The organism is Sphingomonas phyllosphaerae (assembly GCF_036946485.1).
Taxonomy (GTDB): Bacteria; Pseudomonadota; Alphaproteobacteria; order Sphingomonadales; family Sphingomonadaceae; genus Sphingomonas; species Sphingomonas phyllosphaerae_E.
Window position 1 is genome coordinate 713,557 of sequence record NZ_JAQIJA010000005.1, and the last position, 17,155, is coordinate 730,711.

Here is a 17,155-nt window from a genome sequence, read left to right on the forward strand (position 1 = left end):
AACCTGACACACGCCCGGTGGTGTCTGTGTCAAACGAAGCACCAGAACGACACAGACATAGGCCCCTGCCTGCGCAGGGGCGACGGAGCTTGTGGCGTCGAGCCACTTCATTGCCCCAGCCCATTCATTCACGCCGTCCGCGCGCGCCTATCGCGGCATGGGCGACGACCAAGGCGCTGCAACGCTTGCAGGCTGCGAACCGAGCCGCCAAGAGAAGCGCCATGTTCCGGCTCGGTACCCGTGGTTCGCCGCTCGCGCTCACCCAGGCAGGCATGGTGCGCGATGCGCTGATGGCCGCGCATGGCTGGGGGGATGTCGAGATCGTCACGATCCGCACCACCGGCGACCGCGTGCAGGATCGCGCGCTCGCCGAGATCGGCGGCAAGGCGCTCTGGACCAAGGAATTGGATCGCGCGCTGCTCGCCGGCGAGGTCGATGCCTGCGTCCATTCGATGAAGGATGTCGAGACGCTGCGCCCCGATGCAATCGCAATCGCCGCGACCTTGCCGCGCGCCGACGTGCGCGACCGGCTGATCGGCGCGGCCTCGATCGCGGCGCTGCCCGACAAGGCGGTGATCGGCACCAGCAGCCCGCGCCGCGCCGCGCAGTTGCGCCGGCTGCGCCCCGACGTGTCGGCGGTGCTGTTCCGTGGCAATGTCGACACGCGACTGGGCAAGCTGGCGACGGGCGAGGTCGATGCGACCCTGCTCGCGGCGGCGGGGCTGGAGCGGCTCGGGCGGCATGACACCGGGGTCGCCATCCCGCTCGACGTGATGCTCCCCGCCCCGGCGCAGGGCGCGGTGGGTATCGAGACGCTGACGGAGGGCCCGGCGCGCGAACTGGTCGCGGTGATCGATCACGCGCCGACCCACCGGGCGGTGATGGCCGAGCGCGCCTTGCTCGCGGGGCTGCGCGCCGACTGCCACTCGCCGGTCGCGGCGCTGGCGGTGGTCGGCGGCGAGACGCTGGTGCTGCGCGCACAATTGCTGACCCCCGATGGCAGCGAGGCGGTCGAGGGTACGGCCGAGGGGACCGATCCGGTGTCGCTGGGCGCGCGGCTCGCCGAGGAGTTGCTGGAGCGCGCGCCGCCCGCGATCCGTGCGCTGTTCGGATGACCCGCGCGCTGGTGCTGCGGCCCGAGCCGGGCAATGCACGCACCTGCGCGGCGCTGGCGGCGGCGGGGATCGAGCCGGTCGCGCTGCCGCTGTTCGCGGCGGTGCCGGTCGCCTGGTCGCCACCCGATCCCGCCGACTACGACGCCATGCTGCTGACGAGCGCGCAGGCGGTGCGGCTGGCGGGCGACGGGCTGGCGAGGCTCGCGGGGCTGCCCGTGGTCGCGGTCGGCGGCGCCACCGCCGCGACGGCGCGCGCGGCGGGACTGGATGTCGCCGTCGTCGGCGAAGGCGATGCCGCTGCGGCGGTCGCACGTGCCGGAGCCTTCCCGCGCCTGCTCCATCTCGCCGGACGCGAGCATGTCGCACAGGCCGGCGTCGCCACCCTCACCGTCTATGCCAGCGGAGCAATGCCGGTCGCGCCGCGCGCGCTGACGGCGGCGTTGGATGCGGTGGTGCTGCTGCACTCCGCCCGCGCCGCGCAGCGATTCGCGCTGCTCGCCGAACACCTGGCGCGGCATCGCATTCGGCTCGCGGCGCTCAGCCCCGCGATCGCCGTGGCGGCGGGGGCCGGGTGGGCAGGCGTCATCGTCGCCGACCGGCCCGACGATCGCGCGCTGATCGAGGCGCTTGTCGCACCTGATTGACCGGCGCGCCGGGCGCGAGGATAAGTGGCGGATGAGCGATCCTCTTGGCACGACGCGAACCCCTGCGCGATCGCGGATCGGCCCGGCACTGGCGATCGCGATCCTCGCCTTTCTGATCGGGCTGGGGCTGATGGCCTATGCGGTGCGGAACACGCCCGGCTTCTTCGCGCGCGGCGGATCGGCCAGCCCGGCCGCGCGCCCGACCGCCGCACCCGCGCCGGCCGCGCCCGCCGCTGATGCCGCGACCCTGGCGCTGCGCGAGGCGACGCTGGCGGCGCAACTCGCCAATCTCGAGGCACGCGCCGCGCGCACCGATGCCGATACCGCCGAGGCGGCGGTGAATGCGGGTAAGGCCGAGGCGATCTTCGTGACCTTCGCCGCGCGGCGCGCGCTCGATCGCGGCGCAGGGCTCGGCTATCTGGAGAACGAACTGCGGCGACGGTTCGGCGCGACGTTGCCGGCGCAAGTCGGAACGGTGATCCGCGCCGCGCGCCAGCCGGTGACGCTGGAGGATCTGCGCGAAAGCCTGACCATCGCCACGCCGATGCTGCTCGCGCGGCCGAGCGACTGGTGGAGCGGGATCGGCAGCGAGTTGCGCAATCTGATCGTCATCCACCGCGCCGACACGCCGTCACCGCTGCCGTCCGACCGGCTGGCGCGCGCCCGGCGGCAGCTCGACAACGGCAACGTCGAAACCGCGCTGGCGGAGGTCGAGCGGCTACCGGGGGCGGCGGATGCGGCGAACTGGACCGCGGCGGCGCGGCGCTGGATCGACGCACGCGCGGCGCTCGATACGCTAGAGACTGCGGCGATTACCGGTGCCTTCGCACCGCCTCCGGCGCGCCCGGCCGAGCCGCAACCGGCACCGTCGCCGTCCGCATCGGCGGACGGCAGCTTGTTTTAGGCCGACTTTGGTTCGTCATTGCGAGCGTAGCGAAGCCATCCAGGGCGCCCTGGTCCGGCTCTGGATTGCTTCGCTACGCTCGCAATGACGAGCGGCGGAAGCGAGGCCCCGGATCAAGTCCGGGGCGACGGCCACATCGGAGAGGGGATTACTTCTTCCCCAGCGCTTCGGCGATCAGCGTCCGGGTGTTCTGGACGCCGTAGAGGCGGATGAAGCTGCCCATTCGCGGCCCCTGACTCGACCCGAGCAGCGTCTCGTAGAGCGCCTTGAACCAGTCGCGCAGCTCGGCGAAGCCGCCGGTCTTGCCGATCTCATACACGATGTTCTGGATGTCCTCGGCGCTGGCGTCCTCGGGTAGCCCCGCCAGTTCGGCGTCAAGCCGTTCCAGCGCCGCGACCTCGACACCTTCAGGCGCACGGCGCTGCAGCGTCGGGGCGACATGGTCGCGGTGATAGGCCAGCGCGTGGCCGATCAACCGGTCCAGTTCCGGGTAAGCCGCCGGCGTCGCATCGGCGACGTAATTGGCGAGATACGCCCAGACCTGCTCGCGCGTCGCCCCCTCGCCCATCACCCCAACGAGGTTGAGCAGCAACCCGAACGTCACCGGCAATGTGCCGTCGGGCAGCTTGCCGTCATGAACGTGGTGGACGGGGTTGCCGAGCCGCTCCTTGATCGCCTGCCCGGCGTAATTGCCGCGGAACTGCCAGTAATCGTCCACCGCGCGCGGGATCACGCCCATGTGGAGCTGCTTGGCCTTCTTGGGCTCGCGATAGATGTAGAAGGCGAGGCTCTCTTCGGGGCCGTAGGTCAGCCATTGCTCGATCGACAGGCCGTTGCCCTTCGACTTGGAGATTTTCTCGCCCTTGTCGTCGAGGAACATCTCGTAGTTGAAGCCCTCGGGCGGGCGACCGCCGAGCACGCGCGCGATCTTCGAGGATTGCACGACCGAGTCGATCAGGTCCTTGCCCGCCATCTCGTAATCGACGCCGAGTGCGACCCAGCGCATCGCCCAGTCGACCTTCCATTGCAGCTTCGACAGCCCGCCCAGTGCGGATTGCTCGATCCGCTCGCCCTCGTCCTCGAACGCGATCAGCCCGCGCTCGGCGTCGATCACCTCGACCGGCACCTGCAGGACGATGCCGCTCTTCGGGCTGACTGGCAGCACCGGCGAATAGGTCGCGCGGCGCTCGGCGCGCAGCGTCGGCAGCATCACGTCCATGACGCCTTGCCAGTGGCGCAGCACGCCCTTGATCGCCTCGTCGAAGCGGCCCGAGGTATAATATTTGGTCGAGGACGCGAATTCGTAGTCGAAGCCGTAGCGATCGAGGAAGTCGCGCAGCATCGCATTATTGTGCGCGGCGAAGCTGTCGAACTTGCCGAAGGGATCGGGGATGCGCGTCAATGGCTTGCCGAGATGCTCGCGCAGCATGTCGCCGTTGGGGACGTTGTCGGGCACCTTGCGCAGCCCGTCCATGTCGTCGCTGAACGCGATCAGCCGCGTCGGCAGGTCGCTGAGCGCGTGGAAGGCGTTGCGGACCATCGTGGTGCGCAGCACTTCGTTGAAGGTGCCGATGTGCGGCAGCCCCGACGGACCGTAGCCGGTCTCGAACAGCACCGGCTGACCGTCGGGTTTCCCGTCCGGATAGCGCTTGAGGAGCTTGCGCGCCTCCTCATACGGCCAGGCCTTGGAGTCGAGGGCGGCGGTTCGGAGGCTTTCCGGGCGCAGATCGTCGGTCATGATGCGCGCCGACGTAGCGAGCCGCGCGCGCGATGGCTATATGCACGCGCGATGTCGTTCTGGCCCGCCCTGCTGCTGTTCCTCGCCACCGTCGCGCTGATGGAGGGGTTCGCCTATGTCATGCACCGTTGGGTGATGCATGGGCCGGGCTGGTTCCTCCACGAGAGCCACCATCGCGCGCGTCATGGCAATTGGGAGCTGAACGACCTGTACGCCGCGATCTTCGCGATGCCGTCGTTCGTGATGATCCTCGGCGGGGTGCAGCTCGGCTGGTGGCCGGGGTTCACGTGGATCGGCGCGGGGATCGCGGCCTATGGCGCGATCTACTTCGGTTTCCACGACGTGATCGTCCACAAAAGGCTGCCGACGCGGTATCTGCCGAAGTCCGCTTATATGAAGCGGATCATCCAGGCACACCGGCTGCACCATGTCGTCGAGACGAAGGAAGGCAACGTCAGCTTCGGCTTCCTGATCGCGCCCAAGCCTGAGGATTTGAAGGCGGAGCTGAAACGTCGTGGGCGCGCCGGGGTGCGGGCGGCGGTCGGAACGGAACGCGAGCGGGCCTGATTATTCCGTCATCCCGGACTTGATCCGGGATCCCGCTTCTTCTTGCACGGTTGGTAGACAGCGGGGCCCCGGATCAAGTCCGGGGCGACGAGTTAAGGGTTCGCCGACTTCCGAGAGGGCGCGCGTCTTCTCAACCGTTCGCCCTGAGCTTGTCGAAGGGCGTGTCCCGGGGCACGTGCTTCGACAAGCTCAGCACGAACGGGTGGGGTAACGGTCCGCTTAAAAATCGACCGCGACGCCCTTCAACTCCCAATCCCCGAATCGCACCGGATCGCGCCCCAGCGGGTCCTCCTGCGGACGCTCCAGCGGCCCCGGCGCGGGAACCGGCGTGTTGGGGCTGAGATAGGCGGGCGGCTTCACATGGTCGGGGCGCTTGCCCATCGCGACGGTCCTTCCGATTGATCCGGCGTGCGCCCCGGCACATATGCAGCGCCATGATCGCCTTCAAGCCGAGCCCGATGCAGCAGATTGCGCGTGGCTGACGCCCGCCCGCCCCGCCGCCCCGCACGACCGCGCCCCAGCCGCGCCGATCGAACCCCGGGCGGTCCCGAACCGCTGGGCACCGCGCCGCGCCGGGCGGCACTGCGGCTGCTCGATGCGGTATTGCGGCGAGGCGAGCCGCTCGAATCGGCACTCGCCCATGCGACACGCGCGCTGGCGGGAGGGCCGGATCGGGGGCTGGCGCACGCCATTGCCGCCGAAACGCTGCGCTGGCTGCCCGACCTCGACGCCCTGATCGACTCGGCGACCCGTCAGCGCCTGCCGGACGATGCCAAGGCACGCAGCGCGCTCAGGATCGCGCTGGCGCAGGCGCTCGGCCTCGGCACCCCCGCCGCACGCCGCGATCGCCACCGTGCTGCCGCTGGTCGACGGTGGTCCGCGCAAGCTGGTGCATGGTGTGTTCGGCACGCTGATGCGCGGCGAGGCGAAACTGCCCGACGTGCCGACGCTGCCCGCGGCGGTCGCGGAACGCTGGCGCACCAATTGGGGCGACGCCGCCGCCGCGGCCGCCGCGCGCGCGATCGCCGCGCCGCCGCCGATCGATCTCAGCTATGCCGACGCCGCCAAGGTGCTGCCAGACGCCACCTCACTCGCCCCGGCGCACGCGCGCGTGCCGGCTGGCAGCGACGTCACCGCGCTGCCCGGCTACGATGCGGGCGAATGGTGGGTACAGGACCTCGCCGCCTCGATCCCGGCGCGGCTGATCGGGCGCGGCACCGGCATTGCGCTCGACCTGTGCGCCGCACCGGGCGGCAAGACGCTCCAGCTCGCCGCCGCCGGGTGGCAGGTGACCGCGGTCGAACTGTCCGAAAGTCGCGCGGCGCGACTTCGCGAGAACCGCGAGCGGACCGGGCTCGCGTTCGAGATCGCGATCGCCGACGTGCTGAAATGGTCGCCCGACGCCCCGGCGCAGGCGGTGCTGGTCGATGCGCCGTGCAGCGCGACCGGCATCTTCCGCCGCCACCCCGACGTGCTCCACCGCGCGCACGGCGGGATCGTCGCGGAGATGGCCGATCTGCAGGCACGCATCCTGAAGCGCGCCGCAACGTGGGTCGCGCCCGGCGGGACGCTGGTCTACGCCACCTGCTCGCTCGAGCCCGAGGAGGGCGAGGCGCAGATTGAGCGCTTCCTGCACGAGCACCCGGATTTCACGATTCGCGCGCCCGGCACCGGCGAGCTGCCGGACGGTGTCGCGCCGGAACCCGAAGGCTGGGTCCGCACGCTGCCCGGGACGCTCGAAGCGGCCGGCGGATGCGATGGGTTCTTTATCGCACGGGTTGAGCGCGCTTCCGCCTAGGCGTTGCGTCCGCTAACGGGGGCGGCATCATGACCAAGCCCGTTCGCATTGCGCCTTCGATCCTGTCCGCCGACTTCGCCAGACTTGGGGAGGAGGTGCGCGCGATCGATGCCGCGGGTGCCGACTGGATTCATATCGACGTGATGGACGGGCATTTCGTCCCCAACATCACGATCGGCCCGGCGGTGGTGAAGGCGCTGCGCCCGCATACGACCAAGCCGTTCGACGTGCATCTGATGATCTCGCCGGTCGACGTGTATCTCGACGCCTTCGCCGAGGCGGGCGCGGACACAATCACCGTCCATCCCGAGGCCGGGCCGCACATTCACCGCACGATCCAGCACATCAAGGGGCTGGGCAAGCGCGCCGGCGTGGTGCTCAACCCCGCCACTCCGGCCAAGATGCTGGATTACCTGATCGACATGGTCGACCTCGTGCTGGTGATGAGCGTCAACCCCGGCTTCGGCGGGCAGCATTTCATCGATAGCCAGCTCAGGAAGATCAGCGCGATCCGCAAGATGATCGAGCAATCCGGTCGCGACATCGATCTGGAGGTCGATGGCGGGATCGATGCCGACACCGCGCGTCGCGCGATCGAGGCCGGTGCCGACGCGCTGGTCGCGGGCACCGCCACCTTCCGCGGCGGGCCGGAGCGTTATGCCGAGAACATCAAGGGTCTGCGCGGCGGATGACCGACGACCGCACCGGCATCGATACCGAAAAGCACGTCATTTCCGCCGGGACCGGCGAATCGCTTGGTGACCGCATGGCGGCGTGGGTCGAACGGCTGACGTGGCGCACCCCGCTCCACGATCGGCGGCTCGACGGGCAGCATCCGGCCAAACTGGTCGCCGTGCCCGTCGACCCGATCCCTGGCGAAAGCGACCTCGGTGAGGCGATGCTCGAAGGCTGGATGTTCGCCGGCGGCGAGCATCATGCGATCGAGACGATCGACATCGCCGCACCCGCGGCGGGGCCGGCGTTCGTCGATTATCTGCATTCCTTCGCCTGGCTGCGCGACGTCGCCGCGCTCGACGACCGCACGCGCGCCGTGCCGTTGGCCGAGGCGCTGGCGGGTGGCTGGCTGGCGGCGCATGGCGATCGCGTGACGGATCCGGCATGGCGTCCGGCGACCACCGCGCGGCGGCTCGCGATGTGGGCTTTCCATTCGCCGCTGCTGCTCGCCTCGTCCGATCTGGTCTTCCGCTCGCGCGTGCTCAACGGCATTGCGCGCGCCGCGCGGCATCTTGATCGCACCGCCGACAAGGCCCCGCCCGGTGCCGAGCGCATCGCCGCCTGGGCGGGCGTGGTGATCGCCGGGCTGCTGCTCCCCGCGGGCGAGACGCGGCTGGCGATCGGCGAGGCCGGGCTCGCACGCGCGCTCGGCACCGGGTTGAGCGCGGATGGCGGTGTCGTCAGCCGCTCGCCCGCCGCGTTGCTGGACGTGCTCACGACGATCGGGCTGCTGCGTGCTGCCTACGAGGCGCGCGGGCTGTCGCTGCCCGAGCCGGTCGGGCAAGCGCTGTCGCTCGCCACCCCGGCGTTGCTCGGCACGACGATGGGCGATGGCGGTCTGTCGAGCTGGCAAGGCGGGCTGCCGGTCGATGCCGAGGCGGTCAATGACGTGCTGTTCGCCAGTGGCGCGCACGGCCGTCCGCTGCGTCAATCGCGCGACTGGGGCTATCAGCGGCTCGCCAACGGTGCGGCGGTGCTGATCGTCGACGCCGCCCCGCCGCCGATGGCACGCGTCGCGGAGGGCGGCTGCGCCTCGACGCTCGCATTCGAGTTCAGCGACGGCGCGGAGCGGCTGATCGTCAACTGTGGCGGCGCGGGCGTCACCGGCGCGCGGATGTCGCCGGCGATGATGACCGGGCTGCGCAGCACCGCGGCGCATTCGACGCTGACGATCGGCGACACCAACTCGACCGCGATCCTGCCCGACGGCACGCTCGGCAAGGGCGTGCGCGAGGTCGAGCTGACGCGGCAGGAGTCCGAGCTGGGCAGCCGGATGGAGGCGCGCCACGATGGCTATGTCCGCCGCCACGGCTTCCACCACCAGCGCACCTTGCTGCTGCTCAGCGACGGGCGCGAGCTGCGCGGCGAGGATGCGTTGCTCGCCGCACCGGGCGCGCGACCGCGTCGCGCCGATGCGATGACGCCGTTCCTGCTGCGCTTCCACCTCGCCGCCGGGGTCGAGGCGGTCGCCACCGCGGACAATCAGGCGGCGATGCTGCGTACCGCGGCGGGCAATTTCTGGCATTTCCGCAGCCGGGGCGAGCGGCTGACGATCGAGGACAGCGTGTGGGTCGACGGCTGGGGGCGGCTGTTCACGACGCAGCAGATCGTGATCCACGGCCTCGCCCCGCCGACGGGAGTGAGCGTCAACTGGGTGCTGAAGCGCGCGCGGTGACCGCAACCAGTTCAAGGCCGAATTACTAAAACCGTTCGTGCTGAGCTTGTCGAAGCACGTGCCGCTGGGGACACGCCCTTCGACAAGCTCAGGGCGAACGGTGTTCTGTATTGCTCCTGCCCTCTTCCAAAACGGCTATCCGCTAGGCAATGGCGGTCCGCGGGACAGGATGCCGCCGCTTCGCCCTTGAGCCCCGCCCTTCCCGCGCGTAAGCGCGCGCGCATGACCAGCATCCCGATCCGCCGCGCGCTCCTTTCCGTCTCCGACAAGACCGGGATCGTCGATCTCGCCACCGCGCTCGCCGCCAAGCAGGTCGAACTCGTCTCAACCGGCGGCACGGCCAAGGCGCTGCGCGACGCCGGGCTGACCGTGCGCGACATCAGCGAGCTGACCGGCTTCCCCGAGATGATGGACGGCCGCGTCAAGACGCTCCACCCCAAGGTCCACGGCGGGCTGCTCGCGGTGCGCGACGACGCCGCGCACGCCGCGTCGATGGAAGAGCATCAGATCGGCGCGATCGACCTCGTCGTCGTCAACCTCTATCCGTTCGAGGCGACCGTCGCGAAGGGCGCCGACCGTGACGAGGTGGTCGAGAATATCGACATCGGCGGGCCGTCGATGGTCCGCTCGGCGGCCAAGAACCACGCCTATGTCGCGATCGTCACCGATCCCGCCGATTACGCGCTGGTCGCGGAGGGCTCGACGACGCTGGAAGATCGCAAGCGGCTCGCCGCCAAGGCGTTCGCCACCACCGCCGCCTATGACGGCGCGATCGCGCGCTGGTTCGGCAACGTCGATCAGGGCGAGCGTTTCCCGGCGGTCCTGCCGCTGACGCTGCGCCGCGCGGGCGAGGAGCTGCGCTACGGCGAGAACCCGCACCAGCACGCCGCTTTCTATGCCGCGACCGGCGACACCACGCCCGGGATTGGGCAGGCACGGCAGGTGCAGGGCAAGGCGCTGAGCTACAACAATTACAACGATGCCGATGCCGCGCTGGAGCTGGTGTCAGAATTCCGCGACGCGGAGCCGACCTGCGTGATCGTCAAGCACGCCAATCCGTGCGGGGTCGCGACCGCCGCGACGCTCGCCGAGGCGTATGAGGCGGCGTTCGCGTGCGACACGGTCAGCGCGTTCGGCGGGATCATCGCGGTCAACCGCCCGCTCGACGGCGTCACCGCCAAGGCGATTACCGGCATCTTCACCGAGGTCGTCGTCGCGCCCGACGCCGATGAGGAAGCGCTGGCGCTGTTCGCGGCGAAGAAGAACCTGCGGCTGCTGCTGACCGGTACGCTCCCCGATCCGGCGCGTGACGGGCTGTTCGCCAAGTCCATCGCGGGCGGCTGGCTGGTGCAGTCGCGCGACGCCGGGCGCGTGCTGCCGGGCGACCTCAAGGTGGTGACCAAGCGCCAGCCGACCGAGCAGGAACTCGCCGACTGCCTGTTCGCCTGGACGGTCGCCAAGCACGTCAAGTCGAACGCGATCGTCTACGCCAAGGGGGGCAGCACCGCCGGCGTCGGCGCGGGGCAGATGAACCGGCTGGAATCGGCGCGGATCGCGGCGTGGAAGGCGAAAGATGCCGCCGACAAGGCCGGCTGGGGCGAGACGCGCACGATCGGCTCGGCGGTGGCGTCGGACGCGTTCTTCCCGTTCGCCGACGGCTTGCTGGCGGCGGTCGAGGCCGGCGCGACCGCGGTGATCCAGCCGGGCGGCTCGATCCGCGACGACGAGGTGATCGCCGCCGCCGACGACGCCGGGCTGGCGATGGTGTTCACCGGGATGCGCCACTTCCGGCACTGATTCGCGAAACGCCGTCGCCCCTGCGCAGGCAGGGGCCTATGTCTGTCGAGTTTGTGGGCGACGCTTCCTCGGCCACGTCGGCTCATGTGTCAGCGGCCCGGCACACGACAAAGACATGGGCCCCTGCCTGCGCAGGGGCGACGGCGCCTACCGGATGAACCCGCCCTCGTTCGGCAGCGTCGCCTCTTCCGCGCTCGGCATCTTGCTGAACAGCGCGCGATCCTCGGGTCCGAAGGCGTAGCGCCAGATCACGAACAGATACGCCGCCAGCGTCGCGGCGACCCCGATCGACACCTGCGCCCAGCGCCACCCCGGCGGCAGCAGCGCGAATGCCCCGCCGACCGCCGCCCCCGCGCACGCCGCCCAGACGAGCGGCCAGCGCATCGGCGAGACGCTCGCGCCGAGTAGCCGCCCGAGCACCCCGGCCTTGATGAACGAGGTGAGCAGCACGACCAGCATCAGCGCGATCGGCGCGCCCGCCGCCTGCGTCGTCACGCCATACCCTGCGGCGCGCAAGGCGAGGATCAGCGCGAACGACAGCGCGATCTGCAACGCGATCATCGTCATCGAGATCAGCAGGTTGCGATGCCGCGCCATATAGACCAGCGCCGATTCGGACACCGCGCCCGTCGAGGCGAACACCTCCGCGAACAGCAGGAACACCATCGGCGCCGCGCCCCCGACGAACTGCGGCCCGATCGTCGCCATCACGCCCTCGCGCGGGATCGAGGCGGTGATCGCCAGCGCGAGCTGCGCGGCGATGATCCAGAACGCCACCTGCCGCACCTGCCGCGCGATCGCCGCCAGATCGCCGCGCGCGAGGCTCTGCGTCACCACCGGCCCGAGGATCGGGTCGAAGCTGGTCTTGAGCTTCTGCGGCAGGCTCGCGACCTGCTGCGCCATATAATAGATGCCGACCACGCTCGGCGCGAACAATGTGCCGAGGATCAGGCGGTCGACGTTGCGGCTGCCCCATTCCAGCGCATCGGCGCCCGCGAGCGGGGTGTTGGCGCGCGTCATCTGCCACAATTGCCCGACGTGCGGCGACCAGCCGTGCGGGACGCCATAGCTGCGGATCAATGGCACGATGCTCGCGGTCAGCGCCGCGACCATGCTCGCGACATAGGCGAGCACCAGCCCGTCCTTGTGGGTGAAGAACGAGAACAGGAACGCGAAGATCGACAGCGTCCACGGCTCGATCACCGCGCGCGCGGTGACACTCGCCTTGACGTTGTGGCGATAGGCGAGCGCGGCGAGGCTGACGTCGGACAGCGCCGGCGCGAGGATGATGAGCGGGAACAGCCGGTCGAGCCCGCCGATCGCGGAATTGGGGTACATCGCCTGCGGAAAGGCGAACAGCAGGACGCTGGCGATCAGGCTGGCGATCAGCGCGAGCGCCAGCGCGTCGAAGACGACGTGATTGTGCGGGCGCTCGGTCGAGGACAGCGCCTGCGCCAGCCCGCGCTTGAGCCCCAGCGTCGCGATCAATGCGGCGAACTCGACGACGACCACCGCGATCGCGAACCGCCCGACCAGCGCCGCGCCGTACATATGGCCGGCGATGAACAGGAACGGGATGCGCGCGCCGAGCCGCAGCACGAAGCCGGCGACGTTGGTGCGGCCGCCCTTCGCGAGCGCGGCGATGTCCTCGGGTTGGTCGGTGGCGGTCATGCGGAGGCACGGCCTCCGGATGCCGTCATTGCGAGCGTAGCGAAGCAGTCCAGAGTGTCACGCGCTGGGCTCTGGATTGCGTCGCTGCGCTCGCAATGACGGAGGCGCAAGAGGCGCGCCGCGGCAAAGCCGCCCTTCGACTGCCTGCAAGGCAGGCGCTCAGGACAGGCTTGTCGGACAGGCTGTGCCCGCCGGCCGCGCTTGCTTGAGTCAGCCGGGCGTGGCCGGCTGCCAAGCTGCGCGGTCAATGCGCCGCTCCCCAGCTCGCTCCCACGCCGATCTCCACCCCCAACGGCACGTCGAGCACCACCGACGGTTCCGCCGCCCCCGCCATCACGCGCTCGATCACCGGGCGCGCGCGCTCGACGTCGCCCTCGGACAGCTCGAACACCAGTTCGTCGTGGACCTGCAGCAGCATCCGCACGTCGGGCAGCCCCGCCTCCAGCAGCGCCGGCTCCATCCGCGCCATCGCGCGCTTGATGATATCGGCGCTGGTCCCCTGGATCGGCGCGTTGATCGCGGCGCGCTCGGCCCCCTGCCGCTCGTGCTGCACCTTGCTGCGGATGCGCGGGAAGTGCGTCTTGCGCCCGAACAAGGTCTCGGTGAAGCCGTGCTCGCGGACCTGCGTCAGCGTCTCGGCGATATAGCGGTTGATGCCGGGGAAGCGCTCGAAATAGCGGTCGATCATCGACTGCGCCTCGTCGGCGGAGATGTCGAGCCGCCCCGCCAACCCCCAGCGCGAGATGCCGTAGAGGATCGCGAAGTTGATCGTCTTGGCGCTGGCACGCGTGTCGCGCGTCACCTCGCCGAACAATTCCTGCGCGGTCAGGCTGTGGATGTCGTCGCCGCGCGCGAACGCCTCCTTGAGCTGCGGCACGTCGGCCATATGCGCCGCCAGCCGCAACTCGATCTGCGAGTAATCGGCGGCGAGGATGACGTTGCCCGGCTCTGCGACGAACGCGTCGCGGATCTGCCGCCCGGTCTCGGTGCGGATCGGGATGTTCTGGAGGTTGGGATCGGTCGACGACAGCCGCCCGGTCTGCGCGCCGGTCAGCGAATAGCTGGTGTGGACGCGGCCGGTTTCGGGGTGAATCTGCTCCTGCAACGTATCCGTATAGGTGTTCTTCAGCTTGGTGAGCTGGCGCCATTCCAGCACCTTGGTCGCGATCTCCGCCCCCGCCGAGCCCTTGTCGGCCGCCAACCGCTCCAGCTCGGTGACGTCGGTCGAATAGACCCCGCTCTTGCCCTTGCGACCGCCCTTCAGCCCCAGCCGCTCGAACAGCACGTCGCCGAGCTGCTTGGGGCTGCCGATCGTGAACGGCCCGCCGGCCATTTCGTGGACGACGCCCTCCAGCTGCGCGATCTGCGTCGAGAATTCGCCCGACAGCTGCGCGAGCTTCTCGCGATCGACCTTGATCCCGCGCCGCTCCATCCGCGCGATCACCGACACCAGCGGGCGGTCGACCATCTGGTAGACGCGTGTCCCGCCCTCGCGCGGCAGCCGCGCGGTGAAGCGGCGCCACAGCCGCAGCGTGACGTCGGCGTCCTCGGCGGCGTAGCGCGTCGCCGCCTTCAGATCGACCTCGTGGAAGCCGAGCGCCTTCTTGCCGGTCCCGACCACGTCCTTGTACGCGATACAGGTGTGCGAGAGATGCGTCGCGGCCAGCTCGTCCATGCCATGCCCGTGCAGCCCGGCGTCGAGCGCGAAGCTCATCACGATCGTGTCGTCATAGGGCGCGACGTCGATCCCGAGCCGCGACAGCACGATCAGGTCGTATTTGAGATTGTGCCCGATCTTGAGAACGCCGGGGTCCTCCAGCAGCGGCTTGAGCTTGGCTAGCGCGGCGTCGCGGTCGAGCTGCGGCGGGCGCTCGGCGAACATGTCGCTCCCGCCATGCGCGAGCGGCACGTAGCAGGCGAGATTCGGGTGCAGCGCCATCGAGACGCCGACCAGCTCGGCGAGCATCGGGTCCTTGGCGGTTGTCTCGGTATCGATCGCCACCCAGCCCTGATGCCGCGCGACCGTGATCCAGCGGTCGAGCGCGTCGTCGTCGACCACCGTTTCATAGCCGTCGTGGTTGCACGCCTCCTCTTCGTCGGCGTCGAAGGCGGCGTCAGTTGAGGCCTCGGCCACCGGGGCGTCGGCGACCTCGCCCAGCCGCGTCAGCAGCGAGCGGAAGCCGTGGTGGTCGAGAAAGGCGCGCAGCGGCGCGTCGGGGATGCCGTCCGCCAGCGACAATTCCTCGAGCGGCTGCGGCAGCGGCACGTCGCACGCCAGCTCGACCAGCTTGCGGCTCATCCGCGCCGCCTCGGCATGTTCGATCAGATTGTCGCGCAGCTTGCCCTTCTTCATCGCGTCGGCGGCAGCGAGCACGCCCTCGACATCGCCATGTTCGAGGATCAGTTTCGCGGCGGTCTTCGGCCCGACACCCGGCACGCCGGGAACGTTGTCGACGCTGTCGCCCATCAGCGCCAGCACCTCGCCGAGCTTGTCCGGCCCGACCCCGAATTTCGCCTCGACGTCGGCGGGGCCGAGCGTGCGGTTGTTCATCGTGTCGAGCATGTCGACCGACGGATCGGTCATCAGCTGCATCAAATCCTTGTCGGAGCTGACGATCGTTACCTGCCAGCCCTGCGCCAGCGCCGCCTTGGTATAGCTGGCGATCAGGTCGTCGGCTTCCCAGCCCTGTTCCTCGATACACGGCAGCGAGAAGGCGCGTGTCGCGTCGCGGATCATCGGGAATTGCGGGACGAGGTCCTCGGGCGGCGGCGGGCGGTGCGCCTTGTACTGGTCGTACAGCTCGTTGCGGAACGTGCTGCTCGACTTGTCGAGGATCACCGCCATATGCGTCGGCCCGTCGGCCTTGTGGAGCGCGTCGGCGAGCTTCCACAGCATCGTCGTATAGCCATAGACCGCACCGACCGGCTCGCCATGCTTGTTGGTGAGCGGCGGGAGACGGTGATAGGCCCGGAAAATATAGCCCGATCCGTCGACGAGATAGAGGTGCGGCATGGCGGCTGCCCTATAACGGATTGGGGTCAGGGGGAACCGGGTTGTGCCGGGTGAGCGAGGGGGCGTGGAATGGTGCGACCTGACAACTCCCTCTCCCCTCCGGGGAGAGGGTCGGGGTGAGGGGTTGGGGTCTCACCGAGACCGGACTTCTCTGCGAGGCACCTGCCCCTCACCCAACCCTCTCCCCGGAGGGGAGAGGGCTATTCGGTTTCGTCCGCCCCACCCGCCCTTGGCTGCGCCCCCGTTAGCGCGGCGGCGACCTGCTGGATCAGTACCTGCCGCACGCGCATCGGCGCGGTGGTGTCGCCGATCTGCACCGCGATCGCGTAGCGCCGGCCATCCGGCGCGGTCAGGATGCCGATGTCGTTGAAGCCGGCATTGCGGCTGCCCAGTTCCTGCCCGGTGCCGGTCTTGTGCGCGAGCGTCCACCCCACCGGAGTCGCCGCCTTCAGCCGCGCGCGTCCGGTGTGCGACGCCGCCATCGTCTCGAGCAGCACGCGCGTTGACGTTTCGCTCAGCAGCTCGCCGCGCGCCAGCCGCGCCAGCGCCTCAACGATCGCTGCCGGCTGCGCGCCGTCGGGGGGATTGTCGATATAGCGTTGCAGCGCGGCGCGGCGCAGCTCGGGATCGAGCTTCGCGCGCGCCGCCTCGAACCCGCGCCCCATCGCCATCGACTGGTTCCACGTCACCCCCGCGGTGCCGCTCTGGAGCAACCGCTCGCCGGGGCCGAAGCGGATACCGGAAATATGCTTTTCCGCCAGGAAGCGCCGCACTGCCGCCGGGCCACCGACATAGGTCAGCAGCCGGTCGTTGGCGGTGTTGTCGCTCTGCGTCAGCGCGCGCGTCAGCAACCCGCCGACCGTGGTGCGATAGCCCTCGCCCGTCACCAGCGACGCGACCGGCTGGTGGAACAGCGTCAGATCGTCGCGCGTGACCAGCACCGGATCGTCGAGCTTCAGCCGCCCGGCGTCGCGCTGCGCCAGCACGGTCATCGCGACCCACAATTTGCTGACGCTCTGTTGCGGCAGAGAAAGCGCGCCGCCCTCCTGGACGATCCAGTCCTCGTCGACCGCCTGGATCGCCGCGCCTGCCTTGCCGGGAAAGCTGCGGATCAGTTGCGTCACGCGCTGCTGCAGCGCGCGCGGTGCCGACTTGGGGCGCGGCGGCGCGGGCGGCGGGACCGCGACCGAGACGATCGGCGGCGGCGGCGCGGCCGGGATCAGCGTCGAACCCGCCCCCGCCCCGCACCCGGCGATCAGCAGCGACCAGCCGATCACCGACGCCCGGTGCGCGAATGTCGTCTTTCCCATGTCCGCCGCCGTCACCCCTGCCTGACCCGTGGGTGTGCCGGGCGCGCCCGCCGACGCATACCCCCGCGACTCGGGCTTGCGACGACCGCCAGCCAGCGCGCGACGAGTCGAGTCGGGGTTACTCAACCGCCTGATTCCCGATGACCAATCACTGCTCGCCGATGGCCTTGTTCCTCCGTCATCCCGGA

General features: G+C 70.0%; 12 protein-coding genes and 1 pseudogene. 8 read left to right on the top strand and 5 right to left on the bottom strand.

What is annotated here, in order from left to right:
* Window positions 1-221 precede the first annotated feature (221 nt).
* The 3 genes from hemC to PGN16_RS12050 are packed head-to-tail and all read left to right on the top strand — an operon-like array spanning window position 222 to window position 2,663.
* Entirely contained in the window at window positions 222-1,115 is an 894-nt protein-coding gene (gene hemC, locus PGN16_RS12040) for a hydroxymethylbilane synthase (RefSeq protein ID WP_335309649.1), read from the top strand.
* Window positions 1,112-1,759: a uroporphyrinogen-III synthase gene (locus PGN16_RS12045; RefSeq protein WP_335309650.1), complete on the top strand. Its 648-nt coding sequence runs from the start codon at window positions 1,112-1,114 to the stop codon at window positions 1,757-1,759. The genes hemC and PGN16_RS12045 overlap by 4 nt, the downstream gene beginning before the upstream one ends.
* Before the next feature lie 31 nt (window positions 1,760-1,790).
* Window positions 1,791-2,663: a hypothetical protein gene (locus PGN16_RS12050; RefSeq protein ID WP_335309651.1), complete on the top strand. Its 873-nt coding sequence runs from the start codon at window positions 1,791-1,793 to the stop codon at window positions 2,661-2,663.
* Window positions 2,664-2,811: 148 nt separating this feature from the next.
* On the opposite strand, the gene PGN16_RS12055 is transcribed toward PGN16_RS12050, so the two are convergent.
* Window positions 2,812-4,401, bottom strand: a complete 1,590-nt coding sequence (locus tag PGN16_RS12055) for a lysine--tRNA ligase (RefSeq protein ID WP_335309652.1) — start codon at window positions 4,399-4,401, stop codon at window positions 2,812-2,814.
* Window positions 4,402-4,452: 51 nt separating this feature from the next.
* Here PGN16_RS12055 and PGN16_RS12060 point away from each other — a divergent pair, with 51 nt between their 5' ends.
* A complete protein-coding gene (locus PGN16_RS12060; protein ID WP_335309653.1) occupies window positions 4,453-4,968 on the top strand; it encodes a beta-carotene hydroxylase in 516 nt (171 codons plus the stop codon).
* Window positions 4,969-5,187: 219 nt separating this feature from the next.
* Here the strand turns inward: PGN16_RS12060 and PGN16_RS12065 are convergent, their stop codons facing one another.
* Window positions 5,188-5,349, bottom strand: coding sequence for a DUF1674 domain-containing protein (locus PGN16_RS12065; RefSeq protein ID WP_335309654.1), 162 nt, complete (start codon window positions 5,347-5,349; stop codon window positions 5,188-5,190).
* Between the two features lie 93 nt (window positions 5,350-5,442).
* Here PGN16_RS12065 and PGN16_RS12070 point away from each other — a divergent pair.
* The 4 genes and pseudogenes from PGN16_RS12070 to purH all read left to right on the top strand — a co-directional run bounded on the left by PGN16_RS12070 (window position 5,443) and on the right by purH (window position 10,973).
* Window positions 5,443-6,766: pseudogene (locus tag PGN16_RS12070) on the top strand (RsmB/NOP family class I SAM-dependent RNA methyltransferase).
* A gap of 29 nt (window positions 6,767-6,795) precedes the next feature.
* Window positions 6,796-7,458: a ribulose-phosphate 3-epimerase gene (gene rpe, locus PGN16_RS12075; protein WP_335309655.1), complete on the top strand. Its 663-nt coding sequence runs from the start codon at window positions 6,796-6,798 to the stop codon at window positions 7,456-7,458.
* Window positions 7,455-9,176 carry a heparinase II/III family protein gene (locus PGN16_RS12080; RefSeq protein ID WP_335309656.1) on the top strand — a complete coding sequence of 574 codons (1,722 nt, stop codon included), beginning with the start codon at window positions 7,455-7,457 and terminating at the stop codon, window positions 9,174-9,176. Before rpe ends, PGN16_RS12080 begins: the two co-directional genes overlap by 4 nt.
* Before the next feature lie 222 nt (window positions 9,177-9,398).
* The gene (gene purH / locus PGN16_RS12085; RefSeq protein ID WP_335309657.1) at window positions 9,399-10,973 is read left to right on the top strand and encodes a bifunctional phosphoribosylaminoimidazolecarboxamide formyltransferase/IMP cyclohydrolase; all 1,575 of its coding nucleotides are present in this window, start codon (window positions 9,399-9,401) and stop codon (window positions 10,971-10,973) included.
* Window positions 10,974-11,120: 147 nt separating this feature from the next.
* Here purH and PGN16_RS12090 read toward each other — a convergent pair whose 3' ends face one another.
* The 3 genes from PGN16_RS12090 to PGN16_RS12100 all read right to left on the bottom strand — a co-directional run bounded on the left by PGN16_RS12090 (window position 11,121) and on the right by PGN16_RS12100 (window position 16,967).
* Entirely contained in the window at window positions 11,121-12,644 is a 1,524-nt protein-coding gene (locus PGN16_RS12090; protein WP_335309658.1) for a lipopolysaccharide biosynthesis protein, read from the bottom strand.
* Window positions 12,645-12,888: 244 nt separating this feature from the next.
* Entirely contained in the window at window positions 12,889-15,657 is a 2,769-nt protein-coding gene (gene polA, locus PGN16_RS12095) for a DNA polymerase I (protein ID WP_335309659.1), read from the bottom strand.
* Between the two features lie 200 nt (window positions 15,658-15,857).
* Window positions 15,858-16,967 (bottom strand): serine hydrolase, encoded by a 1,110-nt coding sequence (locus tag PGN16_RS12100; protein ID WP_335309660.1) that lies wholly within the window; start codon window positions 16,965-16,967, stop codon window positions 15,858-15,860.
* Window positions 16,968-17,155 lie beyond the last annotated feature (188 nt).